The sequence below is a fragment of the Caulobacter sp. DWP3-1-3b2 genome (assembly GCF_049896325.1).
Classification (GTDB): Bacteria; Pseudomonadota; Alphaproteobacteria; order Caulobacterales; family Caulobacteraceae; genus Caulobacter.
In genome coordinates, this window is record NZ_JAFCUB010000013.1 from 1 (window position 1) to 21349 (window position 21349).

20 protein-coding genes and 1 pseudogene are annotated in these 21349 nt (G+C 65.5%); 4 read left to right on the plus strand and 17 right to left on the minus strand.

What is annotated here, in order from left to right:
* Positions 1-120: 120 nt before the first annotated feature.
* Positions 121-1044, minus strand: a complete 924-nt coding sequence (locus ACP7AG_RS10650) for a DUF7146 domain-containing protein (protein WP_426030779.1) — start codon at positions 1042-1044, stop codon at positions 121-123.
* 382 nt (positions 1045-1426) lie between these two features.
* Here ACP7AG_RS10650 and ACP7AG_RS10655 point away from each other — a divergent pair, with 382 nt between their 5' ends.
* Complete coding sequence (locus tag ACP7AG_RS10655; protein WP_426030780.1) at positions 1427-1807, plus strand: hypothetical protein; 381 nt, start codon at positions 1427-1429, stop codon at positions 1805-1807.
* Positions 1808-2022: 215 nt separating this feature from the next.
* Positions 2023-2661: a hypothetical protein gene (locus ACP7AG_RS10660; RefSeq protein ID WP_426030781.1), complete on the plus strand. Its 639-nt coding sequence runs from the start codon at positions 2023-2025 to the stop codon at positions 2659-2661.
* 45 nt (positions 2662-2706) lie between these two features.
* On the opposite strand, the gene ACP7AG_RS10665 is transcribed toward ACP7AG_RS10660, so the two are convergent.
* From ACP7AG_RS10665 to ACP7AG_RS10730, 14 genes are all read right to left on the minus strand, one after another.
* On the minus strand, positions 2707-3390 hold the full coding sequence (locus ACP7AG_RS10665) for a thermonuclease family protein (RefSeq protein WP_426030782.1): 684 nt from the start codon (positions 3388-3390) through the stop codon (positions 2707-2709).
* Positions 3387-4913 (minus strand): DnaA N-terminal domain-containing protein, encoded by a 1527-nt coding sequence (locus ACP7AG_RS10670; RefSeq protein ID WP_426030783.1) that lies wholly within the window; start codon positions 4911-4913, stop codon positions 3387-3389. Before ACP7AG_RS10670 ends, ACP7AG_RS10665 begins: the two co-directional genes overlap by 4 nt.
* A gap of 344 nt (positions 4914-5257) precedes the next feature.
* Positions 5258-5509 carry a DUF2274 domain-containing protein gene (locus ACP7AG_RS10675; protein ID WP_426030784.1) on the minus strand — a complete coding sequence of 84 codons (252 nt, stop codon included), beginning with the start codon at positions 5507-5509 and terminating at the stop codon, positions 5258-5260.
* A complete protein-coding gene (locus ACP7AG_RS10680) occupies positions 5472-5846 on the minus strand; it encodes a hypothetical protein (RefSeq protein ID WP_426030785.1) in 375 nt (124 codons plus the stop codon). Before ACP7AG_RS10680 ends, ACP7AG_RS10675 begins: the two co-directional genes overlap by 38 nt.
* Positions 5847-5858: 12 nt before the next feature.
* Complete coding sequence (locus ACP7AG_RS10685; RefSeq protein WP_426030786.1) at positions 5859-7103, minus strand: TrbI/VirB10 family protein; 1245 nt, start codon at positions 7101-7103, stop codon at positions 5859-5861.
* Position 7104: 1 nt separating this feature from the next.
* Entirely contained in the window at positions 7105-8097 is a 993-nt protein-coding gene (trbG, locus tag ACP7AG_RS10690) for a P-type conjugative transfer protein TrbG (protein ID WP_426030787.1), read from the minus strand.
* A 2-nt stretch (positions 8098-8099) separates the two neighbouring features.
* Positions 8100-8786: a conjugal transfer protein TrbF gene (gene trbF / locus ACP7AG_RS10695; protein WP_426030788.1), complete on the minus strand. Its 687-nt coding sequence runs from the start codon at positions 8784-8786 to the stop codon at positions 8100-8102.
* An 18-nt stretch (positions 8787-8804) separates the two neighbouring features.
* Entirely contained in the window at positions 8805-10112 is a 1308-nt protein-coding gene (gene trbL / locus ACP7AG_RS10700; RefSeq protein WP_426030789.1) for a P-type conjugative transfer protein TrbL, read from the minus strand.
* Between the two features lie 17 nt (positions 10113-10129).
* Positions 10130-10399 (minus strand): EexN family lipoprotein, encoded by a 270-nt coding sequence (locus ACP7AG_RS10705; protein ID WP_426030790.1) that lies wholly within the window; start codon positions 10397-10399, stop codon positions 10130-10132.
* A complete protein-coding gene (locus tag ACP7AG_RS10710) occupies positions 10399-11121 on the minus strand; it encodes a conjugal transfer protein TrbJ (RefSeq protein WP_426030791.1) in 723 nt (240 codons plus the stop codon). Before ACP7AG_RS10710 ends, ACP7AG_RS10705 begins: the two co-directional genes overlap by 1 nt.
* A complete protein-coding gene (locus tag ACP7AG_RS10715; RefSeq protein ID WP_426030792.1) occupies positions 11114-11470 on the minus strand; it encodes a hypothetical protein in 357 nt (118 codons plus the stop codon). Before ACP7AG_RS10715 ends, ACP7AG_RS10710 begins: the two co-directional genes overlap by 8 nt.
* Positions 11467-13935: a conjugal transfer protein TrbE gene (gene trbE / locus ACP7AG_RS10720; protein WP_426030793.1), complete on the minus strand. Its 2469-nt coding sequence runs from the start codon at positions 13933-13935 to the stop codon at positions 11467-11469. The genes ACP7AG_RS10715 and trbE overlap by 4 nt, the downstream gene beginning before the upstream one ends.
* Positions 13936-14055: 120 nt before the next feature.
* Positions 14056-14322, minus strand: a complete 267-nt coding sequence (locus ACP7AG_RS10725; protein ID WP_377371708.1) for a VirB3 family type IV secretion system protein — start codon at positions 14320-14322, stop codon at positions 14056-14058.
* Between the two features lies 1 nt (position 14323).
* Entirely contained in the window at positions 14324-14680 is a 357-nt protein-coding gene (locus tag ACP7AG_RS10730) for a TrbC/VirB2 family protein (RefSeq protein ID WP_426030794.1), read from the minus strand.
* Positions 14681-15281: 601 nt separating this feature from the next.
* On the opposite strand from ACP7AG_RS10730, the gene ACP7AG_RS10735 reads away from it, so the two are divergent.
* Complete coding sequence (locus ACP7AG_RS10735) at positions 15282-20144, plus strand: PAS domain-containing protein (RefSeq protein WP_426030795.1); 4863 nt, start codon at positions 15282-15284, stop codon at positions 20142-20144.
* A 154-nt stretch (positions 20145-20298) separates the two neighbouring features.
* Here the strand turns inward: ACP7AG_RS10735 and ACP7AG_RS10740 are convergent.
* Positions 20299-20397, minus strand: a pseudogene (locus tag ACP7AG_RS10740) (sigma factor-like helix-turn-helix DNA-binding protein); the annotation flags it as partial.
* 19 nt (positions 20398-20416) lie between these two features.
* Positions 20417-20737 (minus strand): sigma factor, encoded by a 321-nt coding sequence (locus ACP7AG_RS10745; protein WP_426030796.1) that lies wholly within the window; start codon positions 20735-20737, stop codon positions 20417-20419.
* Between the two features lie 333 nt (positions 20738-21070).
* On the opposite strand from ACP7AG_RS10745, the gene ACP7AG_RS10750 reads away from it, so the two are divergent.
* Positions 21071-21283 carry a hypothetical protein gene (locus tag ACP7AG_RS10750; RefSeq protein ID WP_426030797.1) on the plus strand — a complete coding sequence of 71 codons (213 nt, stop codon included), beginning with the start codon at positions 21071-21073 and terminating at the stop codon, positions 21281-21283.
* Positions 21284-21349: the final 66 nt, after the last annotated feature.

The following is a 21349-nucleotide window of genomic DNA, read 5'->3' on the forward strand; positions in this document are numbered from 1 at the left end:
TCGCGAAGCCGCCCGATGGCTGGCTGATCGCCTGTGGGAATCTGAAGGTCGGCTTGCCGGCAAGGACCCAGGGCTAATTTCCAGCCAATTAGGACGCAGGGATCATCCGGCCTGCGCCAATTACCGTCTATCAAACGCTTGGGCGGCGTGGCCACCTGGGTCGAATGCCGCCTCGTTCCAATCGCCTATGACGCCCGGCGGCAACTCGACCCAGGCCTTCAGGCCGGCCCGGACCAGTTTGGCGCGCAAGTGCTCGGCCGAAGCCTCACCATCCTTGCCGCGATCAGCCGCGATCAGCACCGAGCGCACGCCAGGCGGCGGGGTCCAGCTTCGCAGGTTGCGGGTCGACATCAGCGACCAGGCCGGAAGCGAGAACCGCTCACTGGCCGATAGCGTGGTGAAAAGGCCTTCGGCGACCAGCATCTCCGGCGCCGCCTCATCGATCCGAACCGCTGCCCCGGCGGGCACGGCGCCGACCGTCTTGCGGTTCAGACGCAGGTCCGCCGCCCGATGGGCGTTGGGCGCGAGATAGGTCACCTCGATGGCGGTGAAGGCGCCTATGGCATCGCTGACGCCCACCAGGAGGGCGGGGCGATGGTGGCGGCTCTCCGCCGCATAGGCCGAGACCGGCGCATGGCCGCAGTGGCGGAGCACCTGCGGACCTGGCAGGGCGCGCGTGATCGCCCGCAGCCGACAATGGCGCTCGGAAAGGGTGTTGGCCACGGCCTTTCCAGCCTCCCAGATCCGCCGGGCGGCGTTCAGGCGCTCGATCGTCGTGCCGGTGTTCCCGATCGCCGAGGCTCGGCGCGACTGGCTAAGGGTTGTCGGGGCGTTGTGGGCGTCCACCAGGCCCTCGGCGCGCAGGTGATCGAGCACCGCGCGCCAGTCGCCATCGCCGAAGGTGTGGACGATGATCCGCCCCTCCTTCAGCAGCAGCGAGACGGATCGGTCGGCGGCGCTGTGGCCCGGCGCTGGAATGTTCGCCCTCTGGCCGCGATCGTAGAGATCGCCGCCCAGGGCCTGGACGATGGGTCTCAAGGACATGGCGACCTCCCGGGACTGCCTGACCAAAGTTCACCCACCCCAGGCCTGCCTCCGCCCTTTCCGTCCGCGGCCGCCGGCCGCTCGGGATCTGACCCCGGGGGCGTTGCGGGGGAGGCCCCCGCTGGTGGGGGTAGGCGCAGAGAGCAACGCCTGCGACTCAGGGGGAGGGCGCTCCACCACCAAATCCACAGACAGACCCTGATCCTGGACAATCACTCGCCAAACCGAAGCTCCCCCCTCGGCATCGCAACCCACAGGCTTGAAATTGAGGCGATTGCCCGGGAAATGGCGGCGCAAAATCGTCACAGGCGGCGATCAGGAGGGCGACAGCCATGTGCTTTTATAGCAAGATAAGCCCATCGTGAGTTTGGGGCATTCCGTGATGAACACTGATCAGATCGCGGGGGACGAGGGCCGGAGCGAAGAAGCCTGGGTCATCGGCGCGAACCCTGAGCTGGCCATCCGGGCCCGCAACGTCTCGATGTATCTTGAGCGTGGCGGCTCGCTCAAAGAGGTCCGGTTGACCGAAAGCGAACACGGCGACTGGAGCGTCTGGCTGCGCCTGGCCGGACGCGCAGGAGAATACCGGCTCGCCAAGTTCAAGTCCGATGCCCCCAAGCTCTATCGCGACGTCGGCCTGGCGGTCGCCGCCTGCCGCGATGATTTCGGCTATTTCGGCCCCATCATTCTGTCCACGGACAAACAGCCCAGCGCCCCGACCCGGGCCGCCAGCCAGGATTCCGGCTCCGCCCAACTCGGATGACGGGATGGGCGCATAACGGTTACAGCAGGATCGATCGCTCGTTCGGAGGCGAGTTGATGCCGTTATAAAATTGCGGGGCAGCGGAAAATGCCGAATGCTTGACCGCCCAAACCGCAGCGTTTTGGACGTCCCATTCGGCTTAGGCCGACCGAGGCAATAGAGAGGATCCGCAGTTGTGAGGGGACGAATTTCTTGAAGCGCTGAAGAGCAAGCTTGTGGCTAGTGGAGCGATCAAGAGCACGGATCGCGAGTTCGCCCAGCACATTGGGCTAACGGTCGCCGCCCTAGCGAACTGGCGTGCAAAGGAAAACATCACGACGAGGCAGATGGTTGGTCTCTTAGAGCGCATCGAGCGAATGACGATTGGCCGCACAGAGTTGTCGGCAATCCGCCCGATCGTTGATTATTGCCGAGTAGATCCTTGTGCGTCGAAGAGGGATGCTCCATACGAAATCTTCAGCACCGAGGGCGAGCAATCGCTGTATCTTAAAGGCCTGAAAGACGAGCTTAGTGCTAACAGGGGCGTCTACATCCTCTACGACAGTAGGGGTTCAGCGCTTTATGTTGGCAAGACGGTTAAGCTCACTCTCTGGCAGGAAATAAACAACGCATTCAACAGAGACCGCACGGTCCAAAACATTCGGCGTGTCGAACACCCCCAACGGAAACAAGCCTTTAGGCGCGCGGATGAACAGCGGCGTCAGATTCGACCAATCACCGTGCCGCTATACGATTTGGCGGCCTATTTCAGCGCCTATTCGGTTCGCGACGGAATGATCAGTGAGGTCGAAGCATTGTTGATCCGTGGCTTTCCGAACGATCTCCTCAACACAAAGATCGAAAATCTGACATGATCCGGATCTGCGGCACGCCCCTAATTTTCTCCACGGCGGCCGGATTCAACGCCTAGCAGCTGTCCATCCAGCCCCCTGCGCCTCCGCCGTTGTGCAGAACCAGCGCTCGCCGCGCGACGGGTCGATCCGCGTCGCGGCATAGTCCTCCTGGCCGGGCACATGGAATATCCGCCGTCCGGCGGCGTTGATGTTGCCCTTGATCACACATCCGCCGCTCGCGGGCGGCCCCGCCGAAGCAGGTATGGGGGCCGCGGCTGACCGTTCAGCCGCCCGCCACTCCGAGGGCCGCTCGAAGGCGCCGGCCCAGACCCCGCGCCGGGTCCGGCGCGCTTCGGCTTCCGCCGCCGTGTACGTTCCCCCGCTGAATTGGCGATATTCCAGCGCCCACCCGCCTCTGACCATCTCCAGGCCAAGGTCGAGATCGCCCACCCTGCAGCGGGCGACGGCCCGGCTATACTGGTCGCGGTCCCGCACCTCGCAGGTGACATTGCGGCGCGCGATCAACCCGATCAGCCGGTCGCGAGCCACCTCGCCGCAACGGTAGTCGACGCCGCTGGCGTCCTTGCAGGTCTGTCGCCCCTCCGGCGCGTCGATCCCCCACATTCGGATCCGTTCGGAGCCGAGGGTGAAGGTGTCGCCATCGACCACGCGGGCCTGACCACTAAGCGAGACCGGGCTCGCCGCGGCGAGCATCAGGCCAAGCACGACCCACAAGCTGCGCCCAATCATCGATGATCCTTGCGCAGGGTGACCAGGACCCGCTCGACGAACACCTCGGCGACCTCGGCCGCCTGCAGGATGGCGGTCACGTACTCCCGTTTGATCCGGTCAGCGGCAATCCCGCTCGGCGTCGACAGGGTCAAGAGCCCGTTCTCGATGCCGTGGAAGCCGACCTTTCCGAACCAGCTCCCATAGGCGCCTTCGCGCACGATGGCGCGGAGCGCAGTAGCGATGGCCTGCCAGGTCGGATCGTCGGTCCCGGGCGCGGCCATCAGGGCCACGGGCGGGGCGACCTCCGGCGGCGGGATTTCCCCCTTAACCCGCATGATCCGGGCGAGGTTCAGGCGCAGATCGGGCGCGCCCTGGGCGGTTCGGGTGACCATCCAGCCGAAGTATTTGCAAGGACTCTGGATGGCCGGGTCTTCCAGCGCGATGGCCAGCATGGCGATCACCCGCGGCCCGTGGCGGGCCCAGCCCCAGCCGACCGACAGTGCGTTGTTGCGTTCGATCTCGGGGAGCCAGGTTTCCGCCGCGGCGGCGATCCGGGCGACATCGGCAGGGCCTGCGCTAGCGGGGTCGGCGAGGATATGATCCCCCACCAGCGCGGCCAGCCTGTGACAGACCTGGACGGCGGCCCTGAGCTCCTGGCGCACCATTTCCGCCGCCGCGGACGGTGCAGATTGAGGACCGTCCAAGCCGCTTGCTCCCTCCGGAGAGCAAATGGCGCTGGACGTTCCGTTGCTGTGGCGTTGGCCCGAGGATCCGTCCTGTTTGCCGTTCGCGGGATGCGTAGCCGGACGCGCGAAGGAGGAAGTTCGCGGCGAAGGCGCGTCCTTATGCTGTACAAAGGAACTGTCGTTCTTATGGGACTGTTCTAGGCGCCGGGATATGGGCGCCTGGGCGGCATATCTCTGCGCAAACACCACGGGCTCAAGGTACTGGGCCCGGCGAGCTTGCGCCGCCTCGCGGAGCACGGCGTCAGCGGCCTCCATTTCGTCTAGGCGCGCCGCCAGCGGGGCCAGGTCATAGGCTTCGACGCCGGCGGGGCGGTTGGCGCGATTGTAGTCGCGGACCAAGTAGCCAGCCGCCTCCAGGCCGCGCCGGTTGGCCCGCGCCGTGCTTTCACTGCAGCCGAGGTAGTCGGCGATCAGCGCCGTGCTTGGCCAGACGCAGGCGACGTCCTTCTCCAGGCGGTCCTGATTAAGGTGCTCGACATAGAGCAGCAGGGCCATCCGCTGCTGGATGGTGAGTGTGGGCGTGCCCTTCAGCACGGCCGCGGCGATGCGCGCGATGCTTTCGCCCGGGCTCCAACGCCAGGCGCGGGCCTGCTCGCAGACCGCGTCGAAGTTGGGAGCTCGCTTGGCGAATCCTGGTCGCCAGTCGTCCTCGGATAATGCGCTTTGCATGTCGTCCCTTCGTGCTGGGACGAGGCCGTTTCGACGGTGCGAAACCGGCAGGCAGAAGACAACAGGTCTCCTATTCGGGCCTTGACGACGCAAAATGCGCCTTCTAGGTTGGTCCCGATCAATCAAGCCGCTACCACACGGCGCCTGCGATTTCCGAAAGCCTCCAGCGTCAACTGGGGGCTTTCGCCGTTTTGGGGTCTCGTCTAGGTCAAGCTAGATTCCTGATGGGCGACCAGGCGCGTGCAGAGGATCTGGCGCGCGACTCAGTCGGGCTCAGCGTTCAGTGAGTCTGGTCGAAGCTGAAGGCTTGGAATTGCACCATTTCGACCAAAAAGGGCCGATTCGGGCGGTTGACGGATATTCAGAAACGAGTCCCCGGCTACCGACTCAGGGATCTACCGCTTGTGGTCAGAGGACTTCACAGCGCCAGCCGTGGTAGGTCGACCCCGTCGATCAGAACGGGGCGAACGCTACGACGCTCCGCTGACCGGGTTCGCCTTGCGCCACGCCTGGAAGCCTCGATCCGCCTCCATGAAGGTCGACAGGATGTGGGGCACGAGCTGTTCGAGCGCGATCTCCTGGGCGTTGCTCTGGGCGTAGGCGCGCTGATAGTCGACCAGGTCGACGGCGAGCTTGCCGCGCAGCCGCAGGCGCAGGTCCGTCACCTTCTCCTCGAGGTCGATCTTAGCCAGGGACAGGGTAGGCTTGGCGGGTCGCGTCATAGGTGTCTCCTTTGATGGACTGAAGAAAGCGGTCGATCGCCGCGAAGGCGAAGTCGGTCAGCTTGAGATTGAGACCGTCGGTGTGCCGGCGAATACGCAGGCAGAGCGGCCGGGACAGCCGCACCGACACCCGGTCCTTGGCGCCGCGCACGGCGGGGAAGGCGATCTCCCCGCCGCTCTCCAGCGCCTCCACCAACTCTCGAAAGGCGCGCTCATAAATGAGCCGCACACAGCCACGAGGATTCTTGCGCGTATTCAGTCGTTCGGCGGCCGACACCATGTCCTGGTGCAGGCCTTCGGACAGGAACAGCCCGAGCTTCTCTGCGGTCTGGGTCACTGGAACTCTCTCTTACGGGTAGGGGATGAAGATCATGTCCTTGTTGACGATGACCTGGAGGGGCCAGCCAGCGCGCACGGTGATCGTGGCTTGGCGGTTCAGATCACGCTCAGTGATCCTTTGACCGGTCTGCTGGGCCTGGTTGGAGATGCCGCTGGCGGCGCTATTGACCACTAGGCCGCCAGAGCTTCGAGTGCCGGCGTCCTGGGCCGACGCCGCGCCGATGCTGAAAATCGTTGAAAGCAGGATGCCGCGCGCGAGCTGGCCGAAGTGCCCGTCCGTGCGGTCACGAAGGCCACTGGCGCCGGCCAGGTCGGCCCCGGTCATCGAGCCGATATTGATCGACCGGCCGTCGGGCATGACGATCCGGTTCCAGGCGATCAACGCCCGCTCCTGACCGTAGGCGACCTGGCTGTCGTATTGACCGATCAGCCGCGCGCCCTGCGGGATCAGTACAGTACGCCCGGTGACGTGGTCGAAAACCGGCCGGGTCACCTGGGCGATCACCTCGCCCGGCAGATCGGAGTTGATCGCTGTGATGAGAGCGGCCGAGATCAGGGTTCCCGCCTTCACCTCCCACGGACTGAGCGGCGGCAGCAGCGGATTGGCCAGGTAGTCTTCGGACCGGGAGCCGGCCAGAAACTGGCGCTTGGCGCCCTGGCCATTTTGCGGCTGCACCTCCGCCGACCGCTCGGCCGGCGGGGCGGCTCGTGCGGGGAACCCCGCCAATCCCGCCGCCGGCGCGGCCACATCCCTATCGGCCACCTGCACCGGCTGTCCGCCGAAGAAGGGACCGGCCGCGCGCGCCGCGCGCGCCTGATCGCGAGCCTCCTGAACGGCGGGGTCCACCGGCGCCGCAGGGGGCGCGGTAGCGACGCCGGCCGCTGGCTGTCCCGCGATGTCTCCACCGGGCGGGGGCAGGGTGGCCATGCCCGGCGCCGAAGCCTGCAGGCCCGGATCGCCGTATCCCTGCGCGAAGCGGTTGGCGATTTCGGGACGTTGAGGCGTCTGGGTGTCGGCCGCCGCTTGCGGATCCTGATCCTTGGCCGCCCGCGTGTGGGAGCCGCCAAAGCCGAGATAGAATCCCAAGGCCACGACGCTGGCCAGCGCGGCGGAGCCGGCCAGCAGGTATTTGCGATTCCACCGGGTCACCGGCGGACGGGGACCAGTCAGCACGCTGGCCGGTGAGGCCTTGCGCTCCGGCGCAGCCATCGGTCCAACGCCGTCTGCGGGCGGGTCGGGAGGCAGATGGCTCATCTCAGCGCGCCCCGCCTGTGCGGGATATCCGCACCACGACCTGGCGGCCCTCGCCGAGCCGCAGTTCGGCGACATCGATCATCCGGTCGACGACGTAGTAGCCGTTGGCGAACCGGTAGTTGACCAGCTCGGCCTGCTTGTTCGGGCCGATCAGGAAGAGCGGCGGGGCCTCCGTGGCCGCGAGGTCGGCGGGGAACTGGATGTAGGTCTTCAGGCCATCATCGAAGACCCGCAGCGGCTGCCAGCGGGGACCGCGCCGGGCTCCGATTGGTTGAATCCGATAGGCGAAGTTCAGGCGGTCAATAGCGATGCTGCTGGCCACGACCGCCTGGTCGGCCGCCGCGCGAACCGCCTGCGCATCGCGCATCTCTTCCTGCGGATAATTCCAGCTGATCACGCTCGTATAGGTCTCGCCCTCATGGCTGACCGCTTCGAGCAGATGGGTCCGCTGGTCCGTGGTCAGGATGATGTTGGTCCGGAGGCCGCCGCGGATCGGCTTGACGAATACGATGACCTGCTGGCTGGCTCCGGCGCCCTGGACCGTTTCGCCGAGCACCCATCGCACCGTGTCACCGGCCGCCTTGGAGATCAGCTTCTCGCCCGGGCGAAGGGTGATCGCGGTCAGAAACCGTGGGCTGGTGTGGACCACATAGAGCCGCCCTGGCTCGAAGTCGTAATAGAGCGCGGCGTTGAGGTAAGCCCCGGCCGAGGGCAACGACCGCGCGGCGTCATTGCCCGCCTGAACAGTCCGCAGCACCGGCGAAGCATAGGTCGCGCGGCGCACGGGCCGACGGCGGGGCGGCTGAACCGGCACGGCCGTGGCGGCTGCTCGTGGCGCCGCAACCACCACGGCCAAAGCGCGGGGTGGCGCGGACGGCGGAACGGCCCGCGCCGGCGCCGGCTGAACCTGGGCAGAGACGTCGGAACTGCCCGCGAGGGCGAGCCCGATGGCGAGGCTGGTGGCGCCGCAGGCCCGGAGGAATGTGTGTGTCATGACTAAAGCTCCCGGCTCCACTGAAACGAGGTGATGTAGATGCCGAGGGGGTTGGCCCGGAGTTCGACCTCGTTTTTCGGCGCGTTGATCTTGGCGGTGAACAGGCCCGTCCAGTTCTCGGTGGCGCCGGTGGCGCCCTGGTCGAAGGTCGTCTCCCGCCACTGCACCTGGTAGGTGTTGGGACTGCGGGCGAGGACGGAGACGATCTCGACGCTGACCGCCTGGGCGCCGGCGTTGGCGAAGGGGTCGTGGGTCTTGGCGTAGTCGTTGAGCTGACCAATGGCGGAGCCCGCCACAAACCGATAGGCGGCTGTCCAGTTGTCCCGGATGACGATCGCATCGATGCTTTTGGAGCGGGTGCGCGTCACCCAGTCGGCTAGGAAGTAGCCGGCCTCCGCCGTCGACGGTTTGTAGCTTTGCCCGGCGACCTCGATGCGGCCCGGCCTGCCGTACTTGTCGATCGGAACCACGAAGGTGGCGATGTTGGTGTTGCTGGCCTGGTAGATGAACCCGCCAAGCGACAGGGCCGCCAGGCCCAGCGAGCAGAAGGCGGCAAGCCGCCAGTTCTTCGCCTGCGCGACGGCCGAGCCGATGCGATTGTCCCACTCCTGCGCGGCGCGCTGATAGGGGCTCTCGACCGGCGCGGAGCTGCCGTAACGGTCTTGCGGTCTCCTGAAGGCGTTCAACATGGCGGTTCTCCAGGGGCTCTAGGACTTGGGGTCATCGTCGGGACGGATCGGCGAGGCCGACATCCCGGGGCTGTTCGAGTCACCGCTGGCGGCCGCGGTCGCGGCGCTGGTGCGCGCCGCCGAGCCCAACCCGCTCTGGCGGGTCCGCGCTCGCGCAACGATCGGCGAACTAGAGTCCGCGTCTCGAGCGGAGGCTTCCGCCTTGGATGCCGACGGACCGTCCAAATCCGGCACGGGCGCGCTGCGGCTGGTAGAGGCCGGGCTAGGAGCGGGACCCGGCCCGTGGCTGGGAGACGGGCTCGGGCCGCCGCCGCCGCCACCACCACCACCACCACCACCACCAGGGGCTCCTCCGCCTGACGACAGGCCGCCAGACGCGGCACGGGCTGCGGCCACCTTGGCGCCGCCAGCGGCCGCGCCCTGAGCGATGGCGCCCCCCGCCATGCGAGCCGCGAGGCCGACGCCGGCGACACCGGCAGCGACGCCCGCCGCGCCCATCAGGGCGCTGCCCGCGTTGAGCTGCGGACCGCCACTGATCAGCGCACCGGCGATGGCGGGGATCTTCAGCGCCAGCATCACCATGACGACCGCCCCGAGGAGGAGCCCGACGTCTTCGTAGATGTCTGGATCGGCCGACACCGTGTAGGCGTCGAAAATTGTCGTCCCGATGGAGATCACGATGGCCAGCGCCATCAACTTGATGCCGACCGAGACAACGTAGCCAATGGCTCTTTCAGACAGAAAGGAGGTCTGGGTCAGGATGCCGAACGGGACCGTCACAAACGCGATCAGCGTGACGATGTGAAATTCGATGACGACGACCGTGACCTCGATCGCCAGGATCACGAACGCGATGAGCACGCCGATGCAGGCGATCAAGGCCATCAACACGACGTCGAGATGCGCGAAAAATTCCACCGGCCCCGGTGCAACCCGGTGGATGTAGTCGAAAAGCCCGATGCAAATCTCGATGCCCTTCATGACGATCTTGGATGGTGAGTTCAGGAAGTCGCCGAGGCTCATAGCGCCGCCCCCGGCCTTGAGGCCGAGGCTGGCGAAGCCCTCCACGACCGTCTGGCTGAGACTGTGCCACTGGGTCACCAGCCAGGTGAAAAAGCCGATCAACAAGACCTTCCGAACCAAGGCGGCGAGGACGTTTTGATTCTCGTCGATCGCCCACAGGATCGCTGTCGTGACGATGCTGATCACCACGAGGGTCGCTAGAACCGACTGGACATCCCCAGAGATCAGCCCAAAGCCGCTATCGACCTGTGACCGAAAGTTATTCAGGAAGACGTCCAGGCCGGCGGGGCTAGCTGTGCTCATCGTCTGCTTCCGCGCTCCTAGAGATGGCCAGGGTTGCGAACGCCGGGCGCGGTCGGCGGAGCGCCGTGGAACACCCGCTCGTGCTCGGCGTCGGCGTCTGCTTGAACGGCATTGACGCAATTGGGCGTCTCACCCAGGCGCCCCAGATCGTTTCGGCAGGCAGCCAGGGCTTGCCCGCGCTCTTGGGGATGTGCGGCGAAGTACGCCTTGTCGTGGGACGGGACGGGCCGACTACAGGCGGAGAGACCGAGGGTCGTCAGCCCCACGAGGATCAGGGTGCGGCGCATCAAAGGTGGTCCGAATTCTTGACGCCGATGGCGGCCGGGGGGGCGCCGTGAAAGACGCGCTCATGTTCGGCATCACCGGCGGCTCTCGCTGCCTGTGCCTGCGCCTCGGCGGTCTGCTGAGCCCGCCCCTGAGTGATCAGGATGGTCTGGAGCTGGGTGAGCTGGGTGCTGAGGCTCGCCAGCAACTGATTGGTCGCCTGGATAGCTGCCGTCTGCCCCGCGGCGTTCTGAGACGCCGCGACCGCTGCGTTGACGGCACCGGCGGTCGTCGGCTGCGAGCGAACGATCAGGTTCTGAGTCGCCATCGCCTCCTGGAGGGTCTGGCGGCTGTTGGCCTGCCATCCGGCGAGCGCCTGCCGCGTCTGGGCAAAGCTCATCCCCTTTAGGTCGGTCGGATAGGCCTGCTGAAACTGCTGGGCGAGGTTCTGGCCCTGGTAGCCGATGCCCTGCGCGGTCTGGAGAAGCTGCGTGGCCTCCGACGCGATCTGTTGCAGCGGCCCCGTGACGTCGACGCCAAGCTTCTGCAGCATGGCCGCCTGGCTGGCGACCTGCTGCTGAAGCTGCGTGATCATCTGGAGCTGTTGCTCGACCTGCTTGATGGCCTGGACGATGGCCTGCGGATCGATGACCGCGATCTGCGCCTGCGCCGTCGGCGGCGCGGTCGTGCTGAGACCGAGACTGAGGACCGCGACAGCGGCGGTAGCGGCGACAAGCCTACGCATGGCGAGAGTCCTCCGAGTGGGGTGGGGCAGGGGAAATGATCAGCCGCCCGACGGCGTCCGCGCGCTCGAAGAGCGGCTCGGTCAGCGCGCGGAACAGGGCCGCGGCGGCGAAAAGCACAATGCCGAACACGAGGAGGAAGAAGTTGTGGTGCAGTGGCGTCGCGAAGATCGCGACGAAGCCGGGCGCACAAAGAGCCAGGAACAGTAGCCGCCGACGCCGGCGTGTGCGGGTCCAGCGCGGCGGCACCCGAGACGCAAGACCCGCGAAGGCGTTGATCCAGGGGGCGACGTGAGGCTGGCGGCCAGGATGGGCCTCGGTCGTTTCATCGGGTTGGCGACGCATGGTCATGCGACCTTTGCCTCGACGAGTTGGTCGCTGAGGTATTTCGCGACGTCCGGGTGTCCGACCGCCGCGAAGTAGGCTGGCGCAAACCCGGCCCGCCCGTGCTCCTCAAGGAGCGCCGTCATGAGCTGCTGATCGCCGGGCGAAGAGGCGCCCACGGTCGCCAGGGCCAGAGGCCCAAGGCCCAGCTCGAACAGCCGGTTTCCGGTGCTCGACTGGTAGTAATATTCCCGCTTGGGTGTGGCGTTGGCGATGATCCTGACCTGCTGCGCGTTCAGGCCGAACGCCTCGTAGAGCGCCAGGATCTGGGGCGTCTGGGCGTCGGGATTGGGCAGGAAGACCCGGGTCGGGCAGTTCTCGATGAGGGCCGGCGCGATCGATGAGTTGGCGATGTCGGCCAGGCTCTGGGTGGCGAAGACCACGGCGACGTTGAACTTGCGCAGCGTCTTCAGCCACTCGCGGATCTTCGCGGCGAAGGCTCCCCGATCCAGGAAGAGCCAGGCCTCATCGAGGACCAGCAATGTCGGCCGGCCGTCGAACCGCTTCTCCAGGCTGCGGAAAATGTAGGTGAGAACCGGGGCCAGGGCGGCCTTGCTGGTCATCAGGTCCGACATCTCGAAGGTCTGCCACCGGGCGTCCGACGAGAGGTTTTGCTGGGCGTCGAGGAGATGGCCATGCGGCCCGCTAAGGGTGAAGGGCGCCAAGGCCGCCTTCACTGTGTGATCCTGGATTGTCGCTGCCAGCAGCGTCAGGGTGCGCTGCTGGCGGGGGCCGGCCGCGAGGTTCTTGATCGCGCCCCAGATCTCTTCCTTTACCGGCGGCGTGATCTCCACGCCCTCGGCGGCGACCAGATCCTGCACCCACTCCTGCGCCCAGGCGCGGTCCTCGGCGCCGTCGATCTCCGCCAACGGCTGGAAAGCGAGTTCGCCCTGGTCGCCGCCAAGGTGAAAGAACTGCCCGCCGGTGAGCAGCGTGGCCGCGCGCGAACTGGCGCCTTTGTCGAAGAAGAACACCTGGGCCTCGGGGTAGCGGAGCCACTGGGTGGCGATCGTATTGAGCAGCACCGACTTGCCGGCGCCGGTCGGGCCCACCACCATCGTGTGGCCGACGTCCCCTTGGTGCAGATCGAAGCGGAACGGAGTCGATCCAGCGGTTCGCGTGACCATCAGGGGCGGCTGGCTGCCGGGATGGCCGCGCTTGGCGCACTCGGCGGTGAGGTGTTCATTGCGCGTCGGGCCGGGCCAGATTGCCGACATCGGCATCATGTCGCAAAGGTTCAGGGAGGAGACGAACGGCCGGCGCAGGTCGGCATAGGCCTGCCCTGGCAGGCTTCCGAGCCAGGCCTCGACCGCGTTGATGTCCTCGACCTTGCAGACGAAGCCGACCCGGTTGATGGCGCCTTCCACCTCACGAACCCTGTCGGCCAGCCGGTCAGGGTCGCGGTCCATCAGGGTGACAGTCGGGGTGAAGTAGCCGATGGAGGCAAAGTCGCCGCCGAGGATCGCCAAGGCCGCGTCAGCGTCGTCAGTCTTGGCGGCCGCGTCCGGGTCTTCCAGTTGGGAAGGCTCGTGGGTGATAGCCTCTTTGAGCAGGGCCATGACCCCCTTACGCTTGGCGAACCAGCGTTTGCGCAGCGTGGTCACGGCCCGCCGGGCGTCTTCCTTGTCGAGCGGCAGATAGCGGCACACCCAGCGATAGCCGACGCCCAGCTCGTTGAGGCGGTCGAGCAGTCCGGGGGACGAGGTCGTCGGGTAGGCGCGCACCGAAATCGTGCGGATGAAGCTCTTCCCGAGCCTGGGAAAAAGCCCGCCCTGGAAGTCATCGTCGGTGAGGAAGGCGTCGAGATAGGCCGGCGTTTCAGGGGTGCGGACGTAGTGGGGCTTGGTCGAAACGCACCCGTGCAAATAGGTGAGCGTCTCATCGTCCGAGAGCTCCCGCACGCGGGGCATGATGGCGGTCAGGATATCGACGACCTGGCGAACCGTGCCGAGGAAGTCATTGAGGGCCGCGCGATACATTCCCGCTGCGCCGCGGCCGGATGGCGCGTTCTCCAGCAGGAGGCTTTCGGCGGTGCTGATCGCCTCCTCGGGCGGCAGGTAGGTGAGCGTGAGGAAATAGCGGCTCTCGAAGTGCCGCTCCTCCACCTCGAACGCCACACGCCGTTCATCGTCGATGAGGTCGGACACCGGATCGGGAAACTCGCCGGCCGAATAATCCTGGGAGGCTGCCCGAACCGCCTCGATGTGCAAACACCAGCGCGAGCCGAGACGGCGAAGGGCGTTGTTGAGCTGAGCGCGGATCGCCACAAGGCTGGCATCCGTCGAGCTGGCGAGGTCCGGTCCTCGGAAGCTGAGGGTCTTCTGGAAGCTGCCATCCTTGTTCAGGACGAGGCCGGGGCCGATCAGCGCGACCCAGGGCAGATGGTCGAACAGTCGCTCAGCCTTCGGGCGGTATTCCTTCAAATAGAGCAAAGTGAAGTCTCCTCCGAGAAAGCCGAGTGCCAGCATCGGGCTGGCGCCGTGGAGCCAGGACAAAGGGGGGAGGGGAGCTCAAACGCGCGGGCCTCCCCGACGAAGACGGGGAGCTGGCCGTCAGGCGTCCCAGTAGGGCTTTTGGCGGATGTGGCGGCCGAGCACGTCGAAGAAGTAGGGGTCGCGTTTGGTCAGCCAGTAGGCGCAGAGGTGGACCGCAAGGCCCAAGGGGATGCCGATCATCGGGACCTGGAGCCCCAGGGCGAGCGTCGCGGTCACCGTGCCGTTCAACACCGCGATCATCCGTGGCACGCCGCCGATGGTGACCGGCTCGGACAGCGAACTGTGGAAGCCGATCTCGAAGCCCTCGATCCGGGATCCCGCCATCCTAAAATACCGCGCCAGCGGTCAGGTTGAAGAAGCTGGTCACGAAGGTTGTCGCCGTGAACGCGATGGCCAGGCCGAACACGATGCCGATGCCTTTGCGCATGGCCGACCCGCCCTCGGCGAAGGCAAAGCCAAGTCCGGTGATGACGATGGCGATCACACCAATCGCCTTGGCCACGGGTCCGGCGAGTGAATTCATGATCGTGGTCAGCGGTCCTTCCCAGGGCATGGCCGTGCCGCCGCCGGCCGCCCAGGCAGGCTCCGCCATCACGAGAGCCGCCCCTACGGCGAGCAGCAGAACCGCGCCCATCGGGTGGCCAAGAGTGATTCTGCGACGATTTCTGGAGATTGGTCTCATCGCTGGATCCTTCCGTCTCGACAGCCCGTGAAGGCCGGGCCGACCAACCGTGGGTTGATACGGACAGCAGGTCAAGGCGTTTTATTACCTAAAAAGCCCTCAATGTGCTTATTTATGTGATTTGGAGTTGTGCTGGCGGACGCAGCTGCGGGATCACTCCGACGACCCATCAGGTCGGCGCGCGATGGCCCTCTCTTTCGAAACTTTGGTCTGTTTCCGCTGCGTAAGCGGCCATTTGAGGGCGGAAGCCCGAGTTCTGTGGGCTGCTGATTTGCCGCCCAGGCTCTCGCCTCCTGCGGCTTCTGGCCCCGAGCGCCTAGCGTCCCTGCATCGTGGTGGGGTGCAGGCTCTCCTCCGAAGAACGCGTCGTTCGACTAATCAGGCAAACTGGACGCCAACATGGGAAAAAAGGTAGACCTTCTCGCCCTCGCGGCCGAGCGCGGCGTTGGGGCCGGCTCCACGATTCGCGCCCTCCAGACCCATCACGGCGACAGCCGCAGCCCTCTAACGCTGTCGTCGGCTCGCGCGCAGTATTCCGGCTTAGACCACATTTGCCCCAAAGACGAAGCCGGTCTAACGCGCTAAATCTCAGGTCAGACTGTTGAATTTCCGGGCTGATAAGAAGGGACGGCGATTGGCAAGTATTGCGACCTGCGGTTCCGATGCCGCCTTCCTGACCGGCGGCGGCAAGATGGGCGCGCTGATGCGCGCACACGACTGGTCGGCGTCGCCGCTCGGCGATCCGGCGACGTGGCCTCAGTCACTCCGTTCTGTCGTGGGGCTCCTGCTCAATTCCAAGTTCCCGATGTTCGTAGCGTGGGGCGAGGAACTCGGCTTCCTCTACAATGACACCTACGCCGAGATCCTCGGCGCCAAGCACCCGCACGCGCTCGGACGCCGCTTTCACGATGTCTGGTCGGAAATCTGGTCCGACATCTCGCCGCTAATCGACTGCGCGATGGCGGGCGATGCCACCTATCGCGAGAACCTGCCCCTCCTTATGAATCGCAAGGGATACGACGAACAGACTTGGTTTACGTTCAGCTACTCCCCGGTTCGCGACGAGAGCGGCGCGGTCGCCGGCATGTTCTGCTTCTGCACCGAAACCACGCAACGAGTTCTGGCCGAGCCGGCGCTCCGAACAAGCCAGGAGCAGTTCGAACTACTGCTCAATAAGGCGCCGCTGGGCGTCTATCTGGTCGACGGCGATTTCGTGATTCGGCAGGTCAATCCCATCGCCCTGCCTGTATTCGGCGACATAACCGGAGGGCCGGTTGGCCGCGACTTCGACGAAGTCATCCATATCCTGTGGGACAAGGGATATGCCGACGAGCTCGTCCGCATCTTTCGCCATACGCTGGAAACCGGCGAGCCCTACGTCACACCCGAGCGCGCCGAATATCGCGGGGACCGCAACGTCATCGAATATTACGAATGGCGCCTGGATCGGATCTCTGTTTCAGGCGGTCACTATGCGGTCGTTTGTTATTTCCGCGACATCTCGGCGCAGGTTGAGACGCGCAAGCAGATCGAAGAGGCGCGCGAGTCCGCTCGGCAGAGCGAGGAGCGGCAGGCTTTCCTGCTACGATTCAGCGACGCGCTGCGCGCTCAGCCGAACGACGATGCGGTCGTGGATCTTGCCACACGGATGCTCGCCGACGAGTTGGGGCTCGACCGATGCTATGCGGCTGCCATGTATCCGGCCGGGGATCGGATCGACGTCATCCAGGAATTCCGGCGCCCCGATCTTACGCCGATGCCCACGCCGCTCCACTTTTCCGATTTTCCGGAAGCGGGCAAGCAAGCCGTAGATCGAACGCTGATTTTCAATGACACGGCGAACGATCCTGCGCTGACCGATACCGACAAGCGCTCGCTCGCAGCGATGAGCTTCGGGGCGTTCCTCTCTCCGCCGCTGCGTCAGGGGGCAGGCACGCCGATCTGGGCATTAGGCGCGGTGAGTTCGCAGCCGCGACATTGGACGCCCGGCGAGGTGGCGTTGGTGGAAGAAGCCGCCGAGCGTACCTGGGCTGCCGTCGAGCGCGCGCGCGCTGAGGCTGCCCGGAACGAAAGCGAGGAGAAGTTTCGCGCGCTGTTTGACAATATGGCCGAGGGTCTTGTGCTTTTCGGCGTCGTGCGCGGGCCCGGGGGCGAGACAATCGACCTGATCTATCGGGACGCGAACAAGGCGTTGGAACATCAGGCCGGCTTCGACCGCGCGAAGATCATCGGACAGCCGTTCACGCACATTGTCACGCCAGCCGATGCCGAGCGTTGGACCTCGATCTTTGCGCCAGCCATTGCCTTGGGCGAGTCGGTCACCGTTGAGGAATATTCGGAAACAGTCGACCGCTGGTTTTCGGTCAGCGTTTACCCTAACGGCCAGGACGAGATCGCCGTATTCTACAGGGATATCAGCGAGCGCAAGCGCGCCGAGGCGGCGCTGCGCGAGGGCGAGGAGCGGCAGGCGTTCCTGCTGCGCCTCAGCGACGCGCTGCGGCCGCTCGGCGACGCGGTCGACGTTCAGGGTGAGGCGACCCGGCTCTTGGGCGAGCAGCTCGGCGCCGACCGTTGCTACTACTTCGAGGCCGAGCCGGAGCGGAGCCGCTACGTCATCCACCGCGACTACCGGCGCGGCGAGCGGATGAGCCTGGCCGCGACCTACCCCCTCGAGGACTGGCCGGACCTGACAGTGGCGTTCCAGCACGACGGGCCGGTCGTTATCCCCGACACCGGCGTGACGGACGTCGTGGAGGATGGCGAGCGCGAGCGCGTCGAGGCGCGCGACATCCACGCGCTCCTCATCGTGCCCCTGGTCAAGCAGGGCCGCTTCGTCGCCGCACTGGCCGCGGCGCAGGCCGAGCCCCGGGCCTGGACGTCCGAGGAGGTCGCGCTCGTCGAGGACGTGGCCGAGCGCACCTGGGCGGCGGTCGAGCGCGCGCGGGCCGAAGCGGCGTTCCGCGAAAGCGAAGCGCGATACCAAGCCCTGTTCGCCGCGTCGCCGGTGCCGTTCATGGTGCTTTCGCCGAACGCGCCCGATTTCACGATCACCGCAGCGAACGACGCATATTTCGCCGCAACTTCGACGACGCGCGAGAGTCTCGTCGGACGCAGGCTGTTCGATGTCTTCCCGGATGACCCGAGCCGCCCAGGCCAACTCGGGTCCGAGGCGCTCGCCATTTCGCTGGATCATGTCCTGACGACGCGGACGACCGACGCGATGGAGCGCGTGCGCTACGACCTTTCCATTCCCGGCGGCGGGTTCGAGCCGCATTGGTGGGAAGCGATCAACGCGCCGATGCTCGATGCGTCGGGCGAGGTCAGCGCCATCATTCACCAGGTCACGCGGGTGACCGAGCTACACTATGGCGAGGAAGCCGAGCTGGAGGAACAGGATCACCAGGCGTTCCTGCTGAAACTCAGCGATGCGCTGCGGGCGGAATCAAGCTCCGACGCCATAGCGGACCGAGCGCTCCGGATGCTTTTCGAGCACATGCGGCTCGATCGCTGCTACGTCGGGATCTATCGGCTGGCAGAGGGCATAGCCGACTTCCCCCAGCAAATGCACGACGACCGTCTGTCCCCGTTGCCCGCCCAAGTCCGTTTGTCCGATTTTCCAGAGGCTCTTCGGGCGGCGTTTGATCGGACGTTGGTGATCGACGATGTCGTGGAGATGGACGGGCTTTCAGACATCGACCGGGCGAGTTTCGACGGCCTCGGCCTGCGAGCCTTGATCGCTGCGACCCTGCGCAAAGGCGAGAACAACCCGCTTTGGGCGATTGTGGCCGCCTCAACCTGCCATCGAGTCTGGACACAGGGCGAAATCGCCCTTGTCGAAGAGGTCGCCGAGCGCATCTGGACGGCGGTCGAGCGGGCCCGCGCCGAAACATCGCTGCGCGAGAGCGAGGATCGCTATCATACTCTGTTCGAGAGCCTCGATCAGGGGTTCTGCGTCTTCGAAATGCTGTTCGATGGCGAGGGTCGGCCCGTCGACTATGTTTTCGTGGAGGTGAACCCAGCATTCGAGGCGCAGACCGGCCTGGTGAGTGCGGTCGGACGGCGGATCAGCGAACTCGCCCCAGGTCACGAGCAGCGCTGGTACAACCTGTATGGAGAGGTCGCCCTGACCGGCACGCCGCTGCGCGTTGAGGACGTCGCCCAAGCGCTGGGCCGCTGGTACGAAATCTACGCCTACCGGGTCGGGGAGCCCGAGCAGCGCCGGGTCGCGGCGCTGTTTAACGACGTGTCCGAGCGCAAGCGCGACGAAGCGCGCATACGCGAGATGAACGAGACGCTAGAGCAGCGTGTCGAGGAACGCACGGCCGAGCTGACGCAGGCGCAGGAAGCGTTGCGGCAGTCGCAGAAGCTGGAGGCGATGGGGCAGCTCACCGGCGGCGTCGCGCACGATTTCAACAACCTTCTCACCCCGATTGTCGGCGGCCTCGACATGCTGGTGCGCCGCGGCGTCGGTAGCGAGCGCGAGCGGCGGCTGATCGACGGCGCGTTGCAATCGGCTGAGCGGGCGAAGACATTGGTTCAGCGTCTGCTCGCCTTTGCTCGACGCCAGCCGCTCCAGCCGGTCGCCGTAGAGATCTCTAAGCTCGTCGAAGGCATGGTCGGCATGATCGGCTCGACGCTCGGTCCGACGATCAACGTGCGTGTGGTTATCGACCCGGACCTGCCGCCGGCCAAGGCCGATCCGAACCAGCTTGAGATGGCGCTCCTGAACTTGGCGGTGAACGCACGCGACGCCATGCCGGACGGCGGTGAACTCAATATCAAGGCAAGGCGAGAGAGCGTGCGCCCGGGCCACGCTTCCGGTCTCCAGCCCGGGGACTATGTGCTGCTGTGCGTCGTCGACACAGGGGCGGGGATGGACGAAGCGACGCGCCAGCGCGCGATCGAGCCATTCTTTTCCACAAAGGGCGTCGGCCAGGGAACCGGCTTGGGGCTGTCCATGGTCCACGGCCTCGTGGCGCAGCTCGGTGGCGGGCTGACAATCGACAGCGCGCCTGGCAGAGGCACGACAATCGAGATCTGGCTCCCGATCAGCACTGCGGCGATTGGCGTCGAAGGGGCTTCTACCGCAGTTCCCGCAACGCGCGTCGGCCGTGGCGTTGTGCTGCTCGTAGACGACGAAGAGCTGGTGCGCTTGAGCACCGCGGACATGCTGATGGACCTCGGGTTCGAGGTCGTCGAGGCGGGGACCGCGGAGGAGGCTTTGCAGCGCCTCAAGACTGGCACGATGCCGAACCTCCTCATCACCGATCACCTCATGCCGGGAATGAACGGAGTGGACCTCGCGCGCGAGGCGCGGGCCATCGAGCCGACACTCCCGATTTTGATCGTGTCTGGCTATGCAGAGGTGGACGGCGTTGCACAGGACTTGCCGCGATTGACCAAGCCATTCAGGATTGCCGAGCTGGCGGAAAGCATATCCGCCTTGATTCCGGTCGATGGGTAGTGGCGGGCGTTGCGGGGCGGGCGGCCCCGCTTGGAGGGGTCGGCCGAGACGCAAGGCTCGGCCGCAGGGGGCAGGGTATGGCCTTCCCCTCCCAGTAATACTGCCTTTGCAAGCGCGTCTGCATCCGGCGGGAAATGCTGGCCGCGATGGGCAATCAGCGGGCTGACCGCAAGCGCGTTATGGCTAACCTTATCCGGGCTTTCACCGTGCCAAGCGGAAGATTCAACGCAGTGGCGATGTCTGCATGGGAACGGTGATCGAAAAATCACATCTCAAGCACTTGCGCCTGTTCTGGTTGGCAAGCAGTTCATTGCCGATCGCACGCGATTTTCGCGCTCAGCGCTGAGGTGATCGCCTTCCGTCGTGGTTGGGCCAGGCGCGGCATCCATCTGCGCGACTAGATCGGAAGGGTGGCGCTCGCCGCGAAGGGCATCAATGGAAGTGTTGCGGGCAATCTTAAAAATCCACCCCGCAGCACTTCTATCACGCAGGTCGCACTCGCCGGCCTTGGTCCAGAAATTCACAAAGGTTTCGATCGCTAGATCCTCGGCCAATTCAGGGGCGGCCCCCCGCCTGATCATGTAGATTTTCACCTCAAGGCGCGAAGGTGTTGAACAAGACGGCAAAGGCCTCGCGATCTTTGTTGGAAACCACAGCCGAAATCAGGCGCGCATGTTCTTTGGCTAGTGCGCCAGCGGCGTGTGGTGTTTCACCCTCAAATCTATCCAGCGCCGTCATATGAATAGCTGCCCCGCTAGATCGGTGGCAGCACACCGAAGCTGGAAGCTTAAGCGCTGGGCGGGTCAAAAGGTTTCCTGTGCCGCCGGGAGTCGCTAAATCGCCAGGCGGCGAAGCTCTCCTTGTGATTCCTGAACGAGCACCTGTGGTGCCTAGAACAAAGGTCTGGCGAAGCTGTAGGGTGCTGCATGGCGAGCGAGACGGAAATGCAGATGGTGCAACGTCACGCCCGAGAGGGCGCGGCTATATTGCTTCGCCAAACGGCAATCGTGGCCGGGCTAGAGAAGGCTGGCAATGACGCCACTATGGCAGAAATTCTGTTGGAATCGTTCGAGGCAATCCAAGACGAGCACATCGCTCACCTGGCTCGCATCACCGAGCGCGACCGAAAACTAAAATAGGAGAAGCCGACGGGACGGTCTCCCTATGGGCCTCACCTCATATGCGGACACATCAAAAGGCCGGAC